This window comes from Enterococcus sp. DIV1304_2, assembly GCF_050555445.1.
In the GTDB taxonomy this organism is placed as follows: domain Bacteria; phylum Bacillota; class Bacilli; order Lactobacillales; family Enterococcaceae; genus Enterococcus_B; species Enterococcus_B pernyi.
The window spans coordinates 763,386-782,563 of the sequence record NZ_CP187851.1; the positions used below are offsets into that span (position 1 = coordinate 763,386).

Genomic DNA, 19,178 nt, shown 5'->3' on the forward strand with positions numbered 1-19,178 from the left:
ATGGCTCAAGAAAACATACTTGCGCAAATGCAACCTCTCGTGTATCAACAACTTCAACGAAGTTTTGAGCATGGGCGTCTCGCTCATGCTTATCTTTTTGAAGGTGAAAAAGGTACAGGAAAGCATGAGGTAGGCATTTGGTTAGCACAACATTTATATTGTACGAATATGAACAACCAACAACCTTGTGGCAGATGCAATAATTGTCAACGGATCAAAAATCAAGAACATCCAGATGTACTCGTTCTTGCACCCGATGGTCAGTCGATCAAGGTCGATCAGATCCGGCGCTTACAGACAGAGTTTAGTCGTAGTGGATATGAATCAAGGAAAAAAGTATTCTTGATCCAGGAAGCAGAAAAAATGAACGCGAGTGCGGCCAATAGTCTATTGAAATTTTTAGAAGAACCACCTGGTGATTTTCTAGCGATTTTAGAAACGGAAGCCGTTGGTCGGATCTTACCTACGATCCAATCTCGTTGTCAAACCTTGCATTTCCAAGAATTGTCAAAGGATTCATTGATTCAAAAATTACAAGATCAGCAAATTTCTGCGGAAAAAGCAAAACTTTTGTCATTCTTGACAAACAGTTTAGGAAAAGCAGTTGAAATCTCAGAAGATGAATGGTTTAATGAGGCTAAGGACTTGATTTATCAATGGTTTGTCTACTTAGATAAAAGAGATACACAAGCCTTTATCTATGTCCAAAAACGATTGGTGAAAGTATTTAAAGAAAAAAATCAACAATTTACTGGTTTTTCAATTTTAATGTATTATTATCAGGAAGCTCAAAAACAGGCGATAACATCTGGGGAGTATGGTAAAGTCAAACGGCTGAATCAAACGATTGAACGTATTTTGTTAGCAGAACAAAAACTGCGTAGCAATGTGAGTTTTCAAGCCGTCGCTGAGCAATTTGTATTACAAACGATTTTTTGATTTGTCAATTTATATTTTGCGTAATCAAGGAGGCCACAAATGGTAGAAGTAGTAGGTGTCCGTTATAGAGATGCTGGTCATGTCTATTATTTTACACCCGGAGATTCAGAATATGCATACAATGATAAAGTGTTAGTCGAGTCTCAGCAAACTTTACATATCGCAACGGTTGCTATTCCCAAAAGAGATATTGATCTGGAAGATTTACCTGAAACCATCAATCCCATTTTGCATAAAGCAACAACTGCTGAGCTAAAAAAATGCAACAAAAATGAAGAAGATGCAAAAAAAGCTTTTTTGATTGCGAAAGAAAAAATTAGAGAGAGAAAACTAGAAATGAAGATCGTCCAAGTTGAATATACTTTTGATCGAAGCAAATTGACTTTTTATTTTGCGGCAGATGGACGTATTGATTTTCGTGAATTAGTGAAAGATTTGGCGGCCGTTTTTCGTACAAGGATTGAATTGAAACAAATCGGTGTTCGGGATGAGGCGAAGATGATCGGAAGTATCGGGCCTTGTGGGCGACCACTCTGTTGTTCTTCTTTCTTAGGAGATTTTGTCCCTGTTTCGATCAAAATGGCAAAAGAACAAGGATTATCACTGAACCCAACTAAAATTTCTGGCTTGTGCGGTCGCTTGATGTGCTGTCTACAGTATGAAAGTGAAGCATATGAAGCCGCAAAAAAAGAACTCCCTGACTTTGGGAAAACACTTGAAACTCCTGATGGTAAAGGGAAAGTCGTAGGATTGAACCTGCTTAGTCGCTTAGTTAGTGTGCGACTGAACGGACGGGAGAATCCTGTTGAATATGAATGGGATGAACTAAAAAATTTCATCCAAGTAGGTGAGATGAATGGATAAGAGATCATTATATGATGGGTTGAACCAATTGGAGTCAGAGTTACGAAATACATTGACTGAATTAGTAGAGATGAAACATGCACTGCATGAAATCGTTGAGAAAAATACCACCTTAGAGATGGAAAATCAACGATTACGTGAACATCTTCGTGAATTGAACCAAGTGGCGCAAGCTCCAGCTGAAAATGCCAAACAAGAACTATCAAAATCCCGAATGAATCTTGAAAAGATTTATGAAGAAGGATTCCATGTTTGTTATGATTTGTATGGTTCAAGACGTGAAAATGATGAACCTTGTGCGTTCTGTTTAGAAGTGATCTATCGTGAAAGTGGACGCTAAATCAAAGGATCCAGTGGCTTCTATCACAGTCAATGAATACCGCAAAGCATTCTTGTTTTGCGGTATTCGTCGTTGAACTACCAGGATAAATTTTTTAATTAGAGTAGCTTCCTTTACTCTGTTTGATAAGGAGAATCATATGTATAACCAAAAGAGCTTTAAAGGAAATCACGTGTTTGGTACACTTTACCTCGTTCCAACACCGATCGGAAACTTGGAGGATATGACTGTTCGCAGTGTGCGGACATTACAAGAAGCGGATTTGATCGCGAGTGAGGATACCCGTAATACACAAAAGCTATTGAATCATTTCGAGATCCAAACTCCCCAAAAAAGTTTGCACGAACATAATTATAAAGAACGTATTCCTCAATTGATCGACTGGCTAAAAGAAGGAAAAACGATAGCACAAGTAAGCGATGCGGGCATGCCATCTATCAGTGATCCTGGACATGAGCTTGTCGTTGCTTGTATCAAAGAAGATATCCCAGTTGTAGCATTGCCAGGTCCTACAGCGGGTATGACCGCATTGATTGCCTCTGGGCTCGTTCCGCAACCATTTTTATTCTATGGTTTCTTACCTAGAAAGAAAAAGGAACAACAAGACATATTAGCCTCTCTTGTCGCACAGAAAGCAACATTGATTTTTTACGAATCACCTTATCGCGTAGCCGCAACGTTGACTAACATGTTGGAAGTGTTCGGCAATCGTCAAGTGGTGCTTTGTCGAGAATTGACGAAGATCCATGAAGAATACCTACGCGGAGACATCGAAGAATTACTTGGTTATTTAGAAAAACAGCCGATCAAGGGAGAATGCTGTTTACTTGTTGAGGGAAGCAACGAGGAAATCGTTCCAACTGAACAGCTTCAAGGTACCTTGAAAGAACAAGTACAACAATTGATCGATCAAGGAGAAAAACCGAATGCGGCAATCAAAACGATTGCAGTCAAAAACGGAATCAAGAAACAAGACGTGTATCGTCAGTTCCATGAATTGGATAATTAAATGAAATAAGAAGAACAAGCTACATCAACTATTCTAGATAAATGAAGCGGAGAGACGGAAATCAGGTTTAGATTTTCGTCTCTCCGCTTATTATTGATGAATCATTTCTTAAATTTTAGTTTTCGTATTTTGAAAAGAGTAGAAGGGAACAATACAGCTATTTAGTTTACTGCGATGAATCCACTCTTTTTTGATGCAGAAATTATTTCGACAGCTTGTTCGTTTGATTGCATCTAAGTGATATAAGAATGGTTAAACGGATTAATCTACAGGATCACGATAAGGTAAAATAGAGATATTCCCGCTTTGCCCGGCTTGCCCAGCGCTACCACTTTTTCCAGCACTACCACTTGTTCCCGGTGAGCCCGGCTTGCCATCACTTTTCTTAGACCCGCCTTTTCCAGCAGCCCCGCCATTTCCACCTTGTCCACCACTTCCTGGGGAAACGTCATGTATACCTGTAAGAATATATTCCACTCCTTCATCTATATAGATAACTATATTTGCTCCGTTTCCACTTTTTCCACCATTTCCGCCATTTCCACCTTTTGCTCCGTTTCCACCGTTTCCCCCATCCGTGCAGCTCTTTGAGTCTTCGCCGTCTCCGCCGTCTCCGCCACTGCCACCATTTCCACCATTTCCGCCATTTCCGCCATTCCCACCATAGCTGCCAAAAGGAGTATCTCCTGTAAGTTTTTTGATATAAAACGTACATTCAGATGAGTTGCCACCCTCTGTTCCGGGAGAGCCATCTGCACCCTCAGTCCCATTTCCACCCAATTTTTTATTAATATCGGAACCACCGTTTCCTCCGTTTGCTCCAGCTGCGCCATTCCCTCCATTTCCGCCATTTCCTCCATGTGTCCCAATGACGACAATTCCATTATTCAAGGAAGTATGCTCCAATTGAGTCATCTGTTCAGTTTGAAAGTGGACATGTGTGTGTGCACAAACGAGACTAGCGTTCTTTTCTAATGTCACCGACTTAAAAGAAAGGGAGACAGTATCGCCAGAATCAATCACAAAACTAGTGTTTTCTTTGATTGTGAGATTTTGCTCCTTGCTGCCATAATGCTGGAGAGTCATAGGGAAGATAAAGCGATTCAACATTTCCTCGTACACCTGAGCATCATTAGAATTACCATATACATAAGCTTTTAGAACAGTACATAGATTTTGACTTGTACGGTTTTCTTTTAAATTGATATCTGGTAGTACTTTGAAGCGTTCATCTTTGGTTGTTAACTCATTTTCAAATAGAAAATCGGGCGTTCCAGTCAATAGTTTGAGAGTCTGAACATCAGGACATTTGATTTGCTGATACGCTATACCAATTTTTTTTGCACTATCAGGAGTTAAAGTAAAAATATCAGAAGTACTCACAATATGATTGGATGGTAGAGTATTATCGGGAGTAGTTTTTGTCAAATTTTTTTTTAAGAATTTAGTTCTGAACTGATTGATTTTTTTAAACTCTTTTTCTAAAACGGGGCTAACGTTATTTTTTAAGTTATTTAACATGGTTACTCTCCTTTAATTTTAATTAAGACTGGCCAGTCTTTTACAAACAGATAATAGCATAATATAATGATGTTTTAAAATCATAAGAATTGTTATTTAATATTGAGCGTGTCCAAACGAATAAGTAGACTTGCACAAATAGGGACGTGTGCCAAAGAAAAGACAGCGCGTATTCACAGGATTTAAGGAAAGATCTTTTCTTGAAAGGGAACAAAAGTTCGTGTATAATAATAGTAGGGTGAGTCTGATGGAATTACAGTTTCCTTTACATAATGATACGTCTAGAAAAATCATTCATATCGATATGGATGCTTTTTTCGCGTCCGTTGAAGAACGAGATCACCCTGAACTTCGTGGAAAACCCTTAGTGATCGCCAGACATCCCAGTGATACTGGCGGGCGTGGGGTAGTGACGACGGCTAACTATGAAGCACGTAAGTTCGGCATCCATTCAGCAATGAGTGCCCAAAAAGCCTATGAACTTTGTCCAGAAGCGATTTTCAAACCGGGAGACCACCAAAAATATAGTGCGATATCAAAAGAAGTCAGGGAGATTTTTTATCGCTATACAGACTTAGTCGAACCAGTTAGTATTGATGAAGCTTATTTAGATGTCACGAATAATAAAATCAATTGTAAATCAGCGATTAAAATCGCCCGAATGATCCAACTTGATATTTGGCAAACGGTGCATCTGACTTGTTCGGCTGGTGTCAGCTATAATAAATTTTTAGCGAAACTTGCATCAGATTTTCAAAAACCTAAAGGAATGACGGTCGTCACCCCCGAAGAAGCTGTCGATTTCTTAAAAGCATTACCAATCGAAAAATTTCATGGTGTCGGCAAGAAAACTGTTCCTAAAATGCATGAATTAGGTATTTTTACAGGAGAAGATCTGTATCAATGTACTGAAATGATGTTGATCCAACAGTTTGGTAAAATGGGGTATTCGTTGTATCGAAAAGTACGAGGTATCCATGATTCGCCGGTCAATGTCACCCGCGAGCGTAAGTCAGTCGGGAAAGAGCATACGTATGGACAACCACTAAGAACAGAAGAAGAAGTTCTTGGTCAGTTGCGTCAGCTGGCTGAGAAAGTGGAAGATTCTCTCCGGCGTGTTCAGAAACATGGAAAAACAGTTGTCTTGAAGGTCCGTTATACCGATTATTCTACAGTAACGAAGCGAGTGACATTACCAGAATATGTCTATAAAAAAGAAGCGCTGTTTTATCAAGCCAGTCTGATATGGGAAGAGATTTTAGGGATAGAGAAGGGGATTCGTTTATTAGGTATCACACTGACGAATTTAGATCCGATGACTTATGAGAATATTGTGTTACCTTTGTGGGAAACGCAAGCGATAGAACCAGAAATAGAATAAAGAATGCGCCATCTTAGACTTTGAGACAAAAGCGGAATTCACTTCTGTCTTGGTCTTTTAGATGGAGCATTCTTTATTTTGTTCAATCAAAACTGAGTATAGTTAAATCAGTTCTTGTTTTTTTATTTGTTCATATGTTTGCGTAGCATCTGTACATTTTTCCCAGATGACGACTTGTTTTTCAGCAAGCGATCGTTGCACGTCAACGATGCGCTGATTGCTGCTTCCACGAAATTGTAATTTGAAATCTCTTTTTGACCATTCAAAACGGCCATCAACGAGAATATCGATTTTCGAGAGCAGTTCTAGTTTATCTTCCGAATCTTGTAATAATTCATCGAAGGTATAACCAGTCCATGACCAGATATCTTTGCTGTGACCAAATTCTTGCCGGATTCGATCAACTACACGTAGGCAAACATTCGTATTCAAAAAAGGTTCACCGCCTAAGAGTGTCAATCCTTGGACGTAATCGTTACGTAGATCAGCCATGATCTGTTCTTCCAGTTCTGGAGTGAATGGTTTGCCGTAACGAAAATTCTGAGCGGCTTTGTTAAAACAACCTTCACAGGCAAATAAACAGCCACTTACATATAAGCTATTACGAACACCTTCGCCATCCACAAAGTTGAACGGTTTATAATCGGCGATATAGTCATGACTATAATCTTGAGCCAGCCATTCTTTAGGTTTAGGATTTCTCATAGTAAAACTTCTTTCATTATAAAATGGTATCCGTTATAAAAAATTCTTGACGGTCGTAGGAGACATAAGAAAATAGCCAGAGGAAGGGATGCTATCTCTCGTATGACTTGGAGCTGGGCGCTTTTCTCACAACCTTATCTACGGTGTTCAAGAAGCAACACTTCGGTAATAAGTCAAAAAAATCTAAAATGAAAGAACCATTTTTGATTTTTCTGTCTTATTACTCAGTGCTAAACGCTTCTTTCACAACCTTATCCACGGTGTTCGAAAGCCAACTCCTACGATAATAAGTCAAAAGATGAAAAAATATAGAAAACTATTTTTCCATCTTCTGCCTTATTACTTGGAGCTGAACGGCTTTCTCACAACCTTACTTCATATGTTTCACGCGTGATGAGATTTCTTTGTGTCTGCCGTGGACCATTGGGCGGGCTTGTGGGTTTCCTAGGTAGCCGCATGTTCGTTTGACTACGTCACATGATTTTGGATCGTGATTGCCGCATTCTGGGCATTCAAAGCCACGTTCAGTTGGTTGGAAATCTCCTTCAAAACCACATTGGTAACAATGATCGATCGGTGTATTGGTTCCTAAATAGCCTACTTTGTCATAGGCAAAGTCCCAAACAGCTTCTAATGCTTTAGGGTTTTGTTGCAAGACTGGATATTCACAGTAATGGATAAAGCCACCAGAACAGTATTTTGGATAGTCTTTTTCAAATTCAAGCTTTTCAAATGGCGTTGGATTTTTACGCACATCATAGTGGAAACTGTTAGTGTAATATTCCTTATCTGTGATATTTTCAACGATACCGAATTTCTCTGTATCTAAACGGCAAAAACGATCCGTCAAGCTTTCACTTGGTGTGGAGTATACGCTGAAGTGATAGCCATATTCATTTCCCCAAGCGTCGGCATTGGCTTTTAGTTTTTTCACGATATCTAGAGTGAAATCTTTGGCTTCAGCATTATTTTCCCATTCACCGCCAAAGAAAGAAGCAGCGACTTCATAAAGTCCGATGTAGCCTAATGAAACAGTTGCTCGACGATTTTTAAATAATTCATCTACGGCGTCTGTACGAGATAGTCGTTTACCGAATGCACCATACATGTAAAGGATCGGTGCATTTGCTGGAATCGCTTCTTTACAACGTTCGACACGATAAACTAAGGCATCTTTCATAATCGACAAGCGATCTGAAAGTAATTGCCAGAATTTTTCTTGGTCACCGTCTGCTTCTAAGGCGATCCGCGGCAAGTTCAACGTAACCACACCTAGATTCATTCTTCCGACATTCACTTCTTCACCGTTCTCGTCTTTCCAACCTTGTAAGAAGGAGCGACAGCCCATTGGTACTTTGAAGCTTCCTGTCAATTCAACGATCTTGTCATAATTTAGAATATCTGGGTACATTCTTTTTGTGGCACATTCTAAGGCTAATTGTTTGATATCATAGTTTGGATCAGTTGGTTTCAGATTGATTCCGTCTTTTAGTGTAAATATCAATTTGGGGAAGATCGCTGTCCGTTTCTCACTGCCTAATCCATTGATTCGGATTTGTAAAATCGCTTTTTGGATTTCTCGTTCAAACCAATTTTTACCTAGACCGAAGCCGAGTGAAGTAAAAGGCGTTTGTCCGTTGGAAGTGAAAAGTGTATTGATCTCATATTCCAAACTTTGCATGGCATCAAAAATATCTTTTTTGGTTTTTGCTTTTGCATAGGCTTCTTGCCGTTCGGGTGTGTCGATCCATTCTTTGGCATCAATTAAATGTTTTTTGTAATTTAATTGTGCAAAAGGAGCAAGCAATTCATCTGTGCGATCGGCAGAACATCCGCCATATTGGCTAGATGCAACATTGGCAATGATCTGTGAGATCTGTGCCGTTGCTGTTTGGATCGATTTTGGTGATTCGACTTCTGCATTTCCAATTTTAAACCCGTTGTTCAACATACCTTTGAAGTCGATCAAACAGCAATTTGTCATTGGTGTATACGGATGGTAATCGAGATCATGATAATGGATATCGCCTTTTTGATGGGCGTTGGCAATATGCGGTGGAAGTAATTTCAATCCGATCGATTTCCCAACGATGCCAGCAGTCAAGTCACGCTGCGTATTGAATACATTACTATCTTTGTTCGCATTTTCATTGACAACACTTTGGTCTTTATTGATCAGTTTCTCGATCGAAAAGTTGATGTCAGTTGCTTTACTACGAGCAAAATCACGTTTTGTTCGATAATGGATATATTCTTCTGCTAAGGCATATTCGTTTTTTTCTAACAAAATATGTTCAACGATGTTTTGGATCTCATAGATTTTTACGTTATTTGCGAAGCGATCTTTGACTTCTTTGATCACAAGTTCTGCGATTGATTGGATCTTTTCGTACGTAATAGGAGATAAGGAACCGTGAATTTTCTTTTCTGCTTTGATCAGTGCGGCATTTATTTTCTGTTCATCAAATGGCACCTCGCGTCCATCGCGTTTGATGACAGTCATTTTTTTGGTTTCAGGCTGTTTTTCTAGCACAGCCATTTCTTGATCTGTTCGTTTCATTTTCTTCAGCTCCTACAAAAAATAGTTCTTGTCTATCATAAAACAAATTGAAGAAAGGAGCAACTAATTATCTGCTACATATAGTGTTTTGTCGCTGTATAATTGAATGAGTATACTATATATGGTGTATATTATCTTGTGAAAAAAAGTGAAAACGTGCAGTATCAGCTTTTGAAAAATACGAATTATTTTTTTTTGAATAAAAAAATTGAATAAAAAAATTTCCAGGATAATTTTCGTGAGTGATCAGGTGACAAAATCAAAAGGGAAAAAAAGGAAAGGATGTGCTACTATTCAATTAAGGATAAAGGTGGAGGACTAGCATGAGTAAAATAATCGAAGTAAAACATTTAAGTAAAAGTTATGGAAGTAGTAAATCACCGGTCAAAGTATTAGACAATGTTTCTTTTTCAGTTGAAGAAGGAGAGTTTATTGGGATCATGGGGCCGAGTGGAGCGGGAAAGACTACTCTGATGAATATCTTATCAACGATCAATCTACCGACGATGGGTAGTGTGATGATCCAAGGAAATGAAATCACAAAAATGAAAAAACATGAATTGAGTGATTTCAGACGAAAAAAAATCGGCTTTATCTTTCAAACGTTCAATCTTATTGATACATTGAATGGTAAAGATAATATTTTACTTCCTTTGGCTGTTGAAAATATGGCGAAAGATGAAATGGACCGAAGAGTTTTACATGTTGCCCAGCTTTTGGGGATCGAAGAATTACTAAAACGTTATCCTGATGAAATGTCAGTTGGACAAAGACAACGCATTGCGGCAGCTAGAGCTTTAGTAGTAGAACCAGAGGTGATTTTCGCAGACGAACCAACCGGATCATTGGATTCAAAATCAGCAACAGAATTGTTGAATTATTTAAAAACAGTGAACGAAGTTGAAAAATCAACGATCTTATTAGTGACACATGATCCTTATACAGCTAGTTATTGCAACCGTATTTTATTTATCAAAGATGGGGTGATTTTTTCAGAAGTGATCCGCCGTGGGACGAGAAAAGAATTCTTTGAAAAAGTCATCGATATGCAGGCGACGATTGGAGGAGGCGGTAAAATCAATGCTTTATAAATTAGCCGCAAAAAGTTTTTTAAAACAATCAAGGGGCTACCTTGTCTATTTCTTCAGTTTGACCTTATCGACGATGATCTATTACTCATTTAGCGCGATGACCTATGACCAATCACTGATTCGAAGGGCAAGTCAAGATGTTTCGATAGATAATATTTTAAAGCTTGGTAGTTGGATCATTACTGTTGTCTTACTCTTTTTCGTACTCAGTGCTAATCGCTTTTTTCTCAATCGGAGACAAAAAGAGATTGGGATCTATCAATTATTCGGAATCAGCAAATTCCAGATTTCATCAATCTATGTGTTGGAAACGATGACCATTGGTTTTTTTGCTTGTATGTTAGGGATTTTATTGGGAAGTATTTTCTCAAAATTGTTTCAAATGATTTTAGTACGAATGATGAAGATGGACATTACTAGTCGTTTTTTTATTTCTATCCCGTCCATTTTTGAAACCGTTGTGGTATTTTTTGTTATTCTTTCGGCAGTTTCTCTTTATTCACTATGGAAGATTTGGAGTTATCCCATGAATCGTAGTTTTGGGGAAAGAGAACAAGTGGAAAGTTCAATGTTGCGTATTCGCACAAGGCATCGTTTATTGGGCGTGATTGGAGTATTGATGATTTCTAGCAGCTATTTCGCTGCATTGAACTTCAGAGAAACAATTAGCCAGCTATTTGAAAAAAAAGTCAATCTAGGATTGATGATTGCTTTTCCCTTTTCAATATTGTTTGTCTGCATATTAGGGACCTACCTGTTCTTTCGTTATTCTTTTCGATTACTGCTCCATTTGTTGAGTGAATCGAGATTTAAGTACCGGGGAACCAATTTTTTGTTGATTGGGAATACACAAATCCATCTGTTAAAAGGCTGGCGAATGAATTCGTTGATCACATTAGTTATTGGCCTATCTTTGGCAATGATCGGCGGAATGATTGGAATCTCGACGCTCATTGCTCATCGTGAGGAAATTGATGCGCCTGTTTCTTATCAATTAGATACTCAAACGGCAGATAAACTGCGACCAATCTTAACAGAAGAGAATCAGAAAATCAGCGACGAATTAGTCTTTCATTACAAAGTAGTAGGGAGCTATTATAACCTGAGTATCGGTTCGGTATCTGGTGGCAATGAAATCAAGCCAGTCAATTTGATTTCAGAAAAAGAATACCGCGCCTTTCGCAAAATCAAACCTAGTCTGCCAAACATCAAACTTACAGAGAAAGACCATGCAATTATGTTAGATTCAGTAGAAACGATGTTTCGTAATTTTTCCAGTTATGGGAAAAAGATCTATCTGCCGGATAAACAAGAACTTTTGATCCAACAGGTTCTTCCTGGATTTTTAGGAGATGAGGGCATGACCTATTATGGACCGACATTGGTCGTTGCTCAAGAAGTCTTTGACCGTGTCACTGGATTAGAATATCAGATCATCAATTGGAATGTGACTGGCGGTAATCAAGAAAAAATGACCGAACGATTAAATAAAGAAATAGCTACTAATTGGACACACACGATTTATTATAGTTATGAGATTACTGACCAAGGAATAGTTGGGACGATCCATACAGATGCTTCTAAAGAAGAGGAAAACGAATATTCAGAAAATAAATTGACAGGACAAACATCACGTTTGAATTATAATGCGCGCTATCCTAGGTTGCGTGCCATCGACCGCCAAATTGGGATTAATATCTTTGTTGCCCTTTTTGTTGGAATGATCGTGATCATCGCAACCGGTAGTATCTTGATGGTGCGACAATTATCCGAAGCTGAAATTGAACGAACCAATTATCAATTGCTGACAAAATTAGGGATTGCTCAACGCAAAACAAATCGGATGATCTATAAACAAAATGCGTTGATGTTTTTTCCACCGATGATTTTGGGCATCACTCATGCAGTATTTGCCATCAATGTGTTTTCTCAATATGTAGAAGGGGCAGACTATTGGTTGGCATACTTTGTCTGTGGCTTATTGATCGTCATTTACCTACTCTTTTACTTTATGACTAGTCGTTTATATTGTCGGATCATTGAGGAATAAGAAAAATAGAGCAAAAAGGGGATCTTATTCTAGCTGAACGAAGGACAGAATCGAGTTGTACGAATTTATTTTCGTACGGCTCTTTTTTTGTTCTCTTTAGTTAGTGACAAAACTGTTAGCTGTAAAGCGCATTCTGTTAGTAAAACAAATGTTTTTTTGTGGATAGAATGAGTAGAATTTGACTAAGGATCTAAATAGGAGGAAAAAGAGATGAAACAATGGTGGCAGCAACCACAGGTTCGATATTGGCGAACTTTTATGCTTCGAACCCTTGTTTATTCGACGATACTATTATTACTCATTTATTTGTATCATTACAAAAATATTCAAGGTGGAACATTTATATATAACGAATTCTAGGAGGGAAACGATGAAGAAAAAAGGAATCGTGGCTGCGATCGATTTTTGGGGAATAGCAGACCCAGATAGAATCGCATATCAGACAGCAGAGGAGCAACACACATATCAAGAACTGAAGCACTCCTCAGATGCATTAGGCTATTACTTAGAGAAGCGTTTGACTACGAAGGGGCCAATCGTCGTGTTCGGCAATCTAGAGTTTGAGATGGTGGTATCATTCTTGGGCGTAGTGAAAGCAGGACATGCGTATCTACCGATTGATGCCCAAACACCGAAGGAACGGATCGAAGCGATTTTACGTGTCGCACAGCCTAGTATGATCATTAGTTTAAGTGACTGGGAGATTGAGACAGATATACCAATCATCCAAAAAGATTGTTTACGCTCGATCATCGCCTCAATAGTTGGTTATCCATTTGAGCATGCAGTGAAAGGTGATGAAAATTTTTATCTTATTTTTACTTCGGGCACCACAGGAGAACCCAAAGGCGTGCAAATCAGTCATGATAACTTGGTGAGCTTTGTCGATTGGGTCTTGCGCGACTTTCCAATCAAAGAGGGACAAGCTTTTTTAGCACAAGCACCTTTTTCTTTTGATTTATCTGTGTTCACTTTGTATCCAGCATTAGTTTCTGGTGGGATCATCAAGCCTTTATTCAAGGAAAACGTCCAAGATTTTCAAAAATTATTTGCTATTTTACCACAATTAAAACTGGATATCTGGGTATCGACTCCTTCGTTTGTCGATATTTGCTTGATGGACGCATCATTTGACGAGGGGCATTTACCAGAGCTGACTACGTTCATTTTCTGTGGCGAGGAATTGACGAAGAAAACGGCGCAAGCGTTACTCGAACGGTTTCCTTCAGCAAAAATTTTCAATACGTATGGGCCGACAGAAGCGACAGTAGCCATTTCTAGTATATTGATCACAAGAGAAGTATTGGCTACGTATGAACGATTACCAATTGGCTATGTCAAGTCCGATACGACCGTATCCATTTTGAAAAATGGCGAAAGTGATCGTGGCGAGATTTTGATTACTGGTCCTAGCGTGTCAAAAGGCTATTTGAACAATCCTGAAAAAACGAAGGAAGTGTTCTTTCAAGTAACTGGGCATCAAAACTATCGAACAGGAGATGCAGGATATTTAGCAGAGGACGGTTTGCTTTTTATTGAAGGAAGAATCGATCAACAGGTGAAATTACATGGCTACCGCATTGAATTAGGTGATATTGAACATGCGTTGCTTAAAGATGAACGAATCAATCAAGCAATCGTTGTTCCCAAATATCAAGGGTCGAAAGTCCAACAATTAGTGGCGTTTGTTGTACTGAACCAAGCGATTCCGGATACTAACTATCAGTTGATACGTTCGATCAAACAAAGGTTGACCGATTTTCTAATGGACTATATGATCCCACAAAAAGTGGCGTTTATTGACCAATTGCCACAAACGAACAATGGGAAAATTGATCGAAAAGCATTGACAGCTGAGGTGAATAGGTGATGAGTCTCCCACATATGATTCCTTATGCGGAGCCGTATTATTTTCTATTACTGAGTTTCGCGTTAGCGCCAATCATTTTTTCTCTACTATTTTTCCAGAAACGTTTAGGAACTTATCAAGTTCTTGTAACTTTCTTTTTCTTGTTCATCAGTTTTGGAGGAACGTATTGGCAACAAGGGCTTGCTTTGATTGGCTATGTGGTCTGGCAAAGTATACTTGTTTGGTGTTATTTCACTTATCGAAAAAAAAGAAATCAGAGTGTATGGTTTTATCTAGCGGTAGTTCTAGCAATTCTACCTTTAGCGATTACGAAAGTCACACCATTTCTAACATCTGGTAAGGGATCACTGCTTAGTTTTCTGGGTATTTCCTATTTAACATTCAAATCGGTACAAATGATCATGGAAATGAGAGACGGTATGATCAAAACCTATCATCCTTACCGTTATATTCAGTTCTTGTTGTTTTTTCCAACCATTTCTTCAGGACCAATCGATCGTTATCGAAGATTTGAAAAAGATCAGCTCCAACCACCAACAAAGGAACAATATCTGGAAATGTTGGAAAAAGGGGTCCATCATTTGTTTATGGGTTTTTTATACAAATTCATCATCGGTCATTATCTCGGACAGGTACTGTTACCCATCGTATCAAAAGGTGCCTTGGCTCATGGCGGAATCTCATGGTGGCTATTGGGTTACATGTATGTCTATAGTTTGTATCTCTTTTTCGATTTTGCTGGCTATAGTTTGTTTGCAGTTGGTACGAGTTATTTGATGGGCTATGATACCCCGATCAATTTCAACAAACCATTTTTAGCTTGGAACATCAAAGAGTTCTGGAATCGTTGGCATATGTCTTTGTCCTTCTGGTTCAGAGATTACGTGTATATGCGGTTGATGTTCTTCTTGATGAAGAAAAAATTGTTCAAGAGTAAGATCGTGACGTCAAATATCGGATACTTTGCATTGTTTCTATTGATGGGTGTCTGGCACGGTTTGACATGGTACTACATTTTGTATGGTATCTATCATGCAACGCTGATTTGTGTGACAGATGCATGGATTCGCTATAAGAAAAAACGGAAGAAAAAACTTCCTTCCAATCGCTTGACCCACGCATTTTCTGTTTTCATGACGTTTCAAGCAGTATGTGCTAGCTTATTGATTTTTTCAGGATTTTTAGATCAACTATTTTTTAAATAAATGACGAGTTTAAAGGAGAGAATAGATATGGAAGAACAAGTTTTAACGATTTTAGCAGAGATTACAGGTACAGATGAAGTGAAAGAAAATAAAGAAATCGATTTGTTTGGTGAAGGTTTATTGGATTCACTAGGGTCTGTTCAATTATTAGTTGAGCTGGATGGACAGCTTGATGTACAAGTTCCTGTATCAGAATTTGATCGGGAAGAATGGGCAACACCAAACAAAATCATTGATCAAGTCAACGAATTGAAGGGATAATGATGAAGAAAAAGCTGTTTGCGATTTTTGGTCCAGTGATACTTGCGTTTATACTGATTGCGATTTTTTTCACTTCATCTTATCGCGTGAATGTAGCTGACCCAGAAATCATTCATAGAGCAGCCAGTTCGATGTCAGACAACGTCTTACGAGGGGATGTAATCAAAAATACAGCTTTTGCTGAAAAACAGTATGTGCCTTTTCTTGGTTCGAGTGAATTGAGTAGGATCAGTCCTTTTCATCCTTCTGTTTTAGCCCAGAAATATCAACGGAGCTACGAACCATTTTTATTAGGTGCCCCTGGGACTCAATCGCTGAGCCAGTTCATGATGATGCGCTCAGCTAGTAAGGATCTCAGAAATAAAAAAGTAGTGGTCATCGTGTCTCCTCAGTGGTTCGTAAAAGACGGGGTGAAGGAAGACTATTTCAGTACCCACTATTCAGAGTTACAGACATTGGATTGGCTGTTTTCAATAAAAAAAGTGACCGCTTCAGATCGCTATTTCGCGCGACGTTTATTAAGTTTTTCAATCGTTTCGAAAGATGAGGACATTACGCGGATTTTAAGTACAGTACAAAAAGGAATCAAACCCAATGATAAAGAATTAGCGGGCTTGGAAGATAAATGGAACATCTTGAAGCGTGAGGATGAATTATTTAGTGGGATTGGTTTGACGGATAAACAAAAACAGATCGATCAAGCGACTAAACCATTACCGACTAGCTATGAAAAAGAACAACTAAATAAGCTCGCTACGCAGATTGGTGCTAGTAAAACTAAGAATAATCCTTTTGCGCTAAAAGATGATTTTTATAATACCCGAATCAAACACCATTTAGCTGAGTTGAAAGACTCACAGAAAGACTGGGATTATCGTTTCTCAAAGGAATATTCTGATTTTCAATTATTATTGCAGCAACTAGCAAATGAACATACTGAAGCATTATTCATTCTTCCGCCAGTGAATGAAAAGTGGAGTGATTATACCGGTTTGTCTCAAGAAATGTTGCAAGGATTTGCTAAAAAAATCAAGTATCAATTAAAGAAACAAGGATTTCAACACATCGCAGATCTAACCAAAATGGCTAGTGTTCCCTACTTTATGGAAGATACGATCCATCTTGGGTGGCAAGGCTGGTTGACTGCAGATCAGTATATCCAACCTTTCCTAGAAGAGAAACAACCTGTGTCTCATTATCAGATGGATGATGCTTTCTATAGTAAGGATTGGCAATTTCAAACCCCAGATACACTACCAGAAAAATAAACGATGCATTGGAACCAAAAGAAAAGACGAATGAAGAAATTCGAGGAATGACCTGTAACGTCCCAATAGAGAGGATGTTATGGGTTATTTTTTAGATGTTAGCAGATTCAAAAGAAGACTGGTGTTATAATATGACTGCATAAATCAAACAAATATGCTGCCCAAAAATCAGTGAACAATGATATAATTCTACTATTAAGTATGGAAAAGAGGGAAAGCGTTTGAATAAAAATGAAGAACAATTATTGATTGATTTAACAACTGCGCGTGGCGTACCAGGAAATGAAGAAGAGGTACGAAAAGTCTATAAAAAATATGCAGAGCAGTTCACAGATGATATTTTTTACGATGGTTTAGGTAGTATCATCGCAAAACATGATTCTGGCAAGGGCCCTAAAGTATTTATCTCCGGACATATGGATGAAGTTGGTTTTATGGTTACAAAGATCACAGATAAAGGATTTATTGAATTTCAAACACTTGGTGGTTGGTGGGGCCAAGTCATGTTGGCACAACAAGTAGAAATCAAGACCCAAGAGGGAAAAATCATCCATGGCGTGATTGGTTCAAAACCACCACATGTCTTGACTGCTGAAGTTCGTAACAAACCTTATGATATCAAAGATATGTTTATTGACATCGGGGCGACAAGCAAAGAAGAAGCGACGGAATGGGGCATTCGTCCTGGTGATATGGTCACTCCTTATATTGGATATCGTCGAATGAATGATGGAAAATTCTTGTTAGCAAAAGCATGGGACAATCGTATTGGGACAGCTGTTTCTTTACGTGTACTTGAAAATCTAGCAAAAGAAGGACATCCGAATGTCTTATTTGCTGGAAGTGATGTACAAGAAGAAGTTGGTTTAAGAGGTGCGCGCACAAGTACTCATTTGGTCGACCCTGACATTGCGATCGCTTTAGATACAGGTACTGCTGGAGATACACCAGGGATGACACCGAAAGAGGCAGATTCAGTTTTAGGTAAAGGACCACAAATCTTGATTTTCGATGCTTCGATGATCCCACATAAAAAATTATTGAATTTTGTGATCCAAGTGGCAGAAGAAATGGCTATTCCATTCCAATATACTGTCATCACCGGTGGGGGAACAGATGCAGGCCAAATGCATGTGTCACGTAATGGTGTGCCATCTATTGCAATCACGGTACCCGTTCGTTATCTGCATTCACATACATCGATCATCCATGAAGAAGATTACTTCAACACAGTGAAGTTAGTTACTGAAGTAGTCAAACGTTTGGATAGTGAAAAAGTAGCAGAAATCAGGAGTTATGAGTAATGAAGAATGTTTCTGAATATCGAAAAAAAGCCCGGGCATCTTTAGAAGGACAGTGGGGGATCAATGCTTGGATCATTTTCCTTTCAGTCTTTATTGGGTTGATCATCCAGCAGCTTTTTGTAGGTATCTTCCCAACAGATAGCACACAGGCAAACATACTCAATTTTTTGCTCCAACACGTATTGATCTTTGCGTTTACTTATGGGGTCTATTATATCTCATTAGTTGTGGTCAGAGGTGGGCGAGCAAAATCCAATCTGTTGTTTGCTGTTTTTCAAAAAGAATATTTTGTACCGATTCTGCTTATCAATCTTTTAAATACCGTATTTAATTGGTTAATCAACGGTATTATACTTTTGCCTAGTTTTTTGATTGGCGGATTCAATACGTATATCAATCTACTTTTTAATGGAAATGCGTCACCGCAAGGGATGATGAATGATTTTACGATTGATCTGAGTTTTGCAGTCTTTACAACTTTACTATTCTTCGTGTCGCTATTTGTGATGACGATCGTTGCAGGATTATTCCAATTTGCTGCTTGGACAAAGTTTGACTATCCGAAACTGACAGTTATCCAAAGTTTGAAATATGCCTGGTTTTTATTGAAAGATCGTATTGGGACCTATCTTCTTCTACAACTTTCATTTATTGGTTGGTATATTCTCGGATTTATTGCGCTGTTCTTTGGTTTACTTTGGGTAATTGCTTATGTCAATGTGTCGATTGCACAATTTTACGAACAAGCTCGTATTGAAAAAGGCAGCCCAATGGAATACTTTCACTTCGAATAAGCAGTTTTTCTTATGA

The 19,178-nt window shown here is 38.5% G+C and carries 17 protein-coding genes; 14 read left to right on the forward strand and 3 right to left on the reverse strand.

Going from position 1 to position 19,178, the window contains the following annotated elements; genetic code table 11:
• The 4 genes from holB (at window position 1) to rsmI (ending at window position 3,152) form a co-directional block, all read left to right on the forward strand.
• Entirely contained in the window at window positions 1-939 is a 939-nt protein-coding gene (gene holB, locus IGJ14_RS03615) for a DNA polymerase III subunit delta' (protein WP_066026213.1), read from the forward strand.
• A gap of 39 nt (window positions 940-978) precedes the next feature.
• Window positions 979-1,803 (forward strand): PSP1 domain-containing protein, encoded by an 825-nt coding sequence (locus IGJ14_RS03620; RefSeq protein WP_065096085.1) that lies wholly within the window; start codon window positions 979-981, stop codon window positions 1,801-1,803.
• Entirely contained in the window at window positions 1,796-2,143 is a 348-nt protein-coding gene (locus tag IGJ14_RS03625) for a DNA replication initiation control protein YabA (RefSeq protein ID WP_010736045.1), read from the forward strand. Before IGJ14_RS03620 ends, IGJ14_RS03625 begins: the two co-directional genes overlap by 8 nt.
• Before the next feature lie 139 nt (window positions 2,144-2,282).
• Window positions 2,283-3,152, forward strand: coding sequence for a 16S rRNA (cytidine(1402)-2'-O)-methyltransferase (rsmI, locus tag IGJ14_RS03630; RefSeq protein ID WP_066026214.1), 870 nt, complete (start codon window positions 2,283-2,285; stop codon window positions 3,150-3,152).
• A gap of 261 nt (window positions 3,153-3,413) precedes the next feature.
• On the opposite strand, the gene IGJ14_RS03635 is transcribed toward rsmI, so the two are convergent.
• Entirely contained in the window at window positions 3,414-4,673 is a 1,260-nt protein-coding gene (locus IGJ14_RS03635; RefSeq protein ID WP_195339138.1) for a collagen-like protein, read from the reverse strand.
• A 244-nt stretch (window positions 4,674-4,917) separates the two neighbouring features.
• On the opposite strand from IGJ14_RS03635, the gene dinB reads away from it, so the two are divergent.
• Window positions 4,918-6,054 carry a DNA polymerase IV gene (gene dinB, locus IGJ14_RS03640; protein ID WP_029594210.1) on the forward strand — a complete coding sequence of 379 codons (1,137 nt, stop codon included), beginning with the start codon at window positions 4,918-4,920 and terminating at the stop codon, window positions 6,052-6,054.
• A gap of 102 nt (window positions 6,055-6,156) precedes the next feature.
• Here the strand turns inward: dinB and nrdG are convergent, their stop codons facing one another.
• On the reverse strand, window positions 6,157-6,759 hold the full coding sequence (gene nrdG / locus IGJ14_RS03645) for an anaerobic ribonucleoside-triphosphate reductase activating protein (protein ID WP_195339137.1): 603 nt from the start codon (window positions 6,757-6,759) through the stop codon (window positions 6,157-6,159).
• 370 nt (window positions 6,760-7,129) lie between these two features.
• Window positions 7,130-9,319, reverse strand: a complete 2,190-nt coding sequence (gene nrdD, locus IGJ14_RS03650) for an anaerobic ribonucleoside-triphosphate reductase (protein ID WP_195339136.1) — start codon at window positions 9,317-9,319, stop codon at window positions 7,130-7,132.
• A gap of 323 nt (window positions 9,320-9,642) precedes the next feature.
• On the opposite strand from nrdD, the gene IGJ14_RS03655 reads away from it, so the two are divergent.
• The 9 genes from IGJ14_RS03655 (at window position 9,643) to IGJ14_RS03695 (ending at window position 19,162) form a co-directional block, all read left to right on the forward strand.
• The gene (locus IGJ14_RS03655; RefSeq protein WP_019723768.1) at window positions 9,643-10,410 is read left to right on the forward strand and encodes an ABC transporter ATP-binding protein; all 768 of its coding nucleotides are present in this window, start codon (window positions 9,643-9,645) and stop codon (window positions 10,408-10,410) included.
• Window positions 10,400-12,460 (forward strand): ABC transporter permease, encoded by a 2,061-nt coding sequence (locus IGJ14_RS03660; RefSeq protein ID WP_065096698.1) that lies wholly within the window; start codon window positions 10,400-10,402, stop codon window positions 12,458-12,460. Before IGJ14_RS03655 ends, IGJ14_RS03660 begins: the two co-directional genes overlap by 11 nt.
• A gap of 210 nt (window positions 12,461-12,670) precedes the next feature.
• Complete coding sequence (locus tag IGJ14_RS03665; RefSeq protein WP_010736035.1) at window positions 12,671-12,820, forward strand: teichoic acid D-Ala incorporation-associated protein DltX; 150 nt, start codon at window positions 12,671-12,673, stop codon at window positions 12,818-12,820.
• Between the two features lie 10 nt (window positions 12,821-12,830).
• The gene (dltA, locus tag IGJ14_RS03670) at window positions 12,831-14,330 is read left to right on the forward strand and encodes a D-alanine--poly(phosphoribitol) ligase subunit DltA (RefSeq protein ID WP_065096696.1); all 1,500 of its coding nucleotides are present in this window, start codon (window positions 12,831-12,833) and stop codon (window positions 14,328-14,330) included.
• Window positions 14,330-15,535, forward strand: a complete 1,206-nt coding sequence (gene dltB, locus IGJ14_RS03675; protein ID WP_065096695.1) for a D-alanyl-lipoteichoic acid biosynthesis protein DltB — start codon at window positions 14,330-14,332, stop codon at window positions 15,533-15,535. The genes dltA and dltB overlap by 1 nt, the downstream gene beginning before the upstream one ends.
• A 27-nt stretch (window positions 15,536-15,562) precedes the next feature.
• Entirely contained in the window at window positions 15,563-15,796 is a 234-nt protein-coding gene (dltC, locus tag IGJ14_RS03680; protein ID WP_010736032.1) for a D-alanine--poly(phosphoribitol) ligase subunit DltC, read from the forward strand.
• 2 nt (window positions 15,797-15,798) lie between these two features.
• Window positions 15,799-17,064 carry a D-alanyl-lipoteichoic acid biosynthesis protein DltD gene (dltD, locus tag IGJ14_RS03685; RefSeq protein WP_195273372.1) on the forward strand — a complete coding sequence of 422 codons (1,266 nt, stop codon included), beginning with the start codon at window positions 15,799-15,801 and terminating at the stop codon, window positions 17,062-17,064.
• A gap of 221 nt (window positions 17,065-17,285) precedes the next feature.
• Window positions 17,286-18,368 (forward strand): M42 family metallopeptidase, encoded by a 1,083-nt coding sequence (locus tag IGJ14_RS03690; protein ID WP_065096693.1) that lies wholly within the window; start codon window positions 17,286-17,288, stop codon window positions 18,366-18,368.
• The gene (locus IGJ14_RS03695) at window positions 18,368-19,162 is read left to right on the forward strand and encodes a DUF975 family protein (RefSeq protein WP_065096692.1); all 795 of its coding nucleotides are present in this window, start codon (window positions 18,368-18,370) and stop codon (window positions 19,160-19,162) included. Before IGJ14_RS03690 ends, IGJ14_RS03695 begins: the two co-directional genes overlap by 1 nt.
• Window positions 19,163-19,178: the final 16 nt, after the last annotated feature.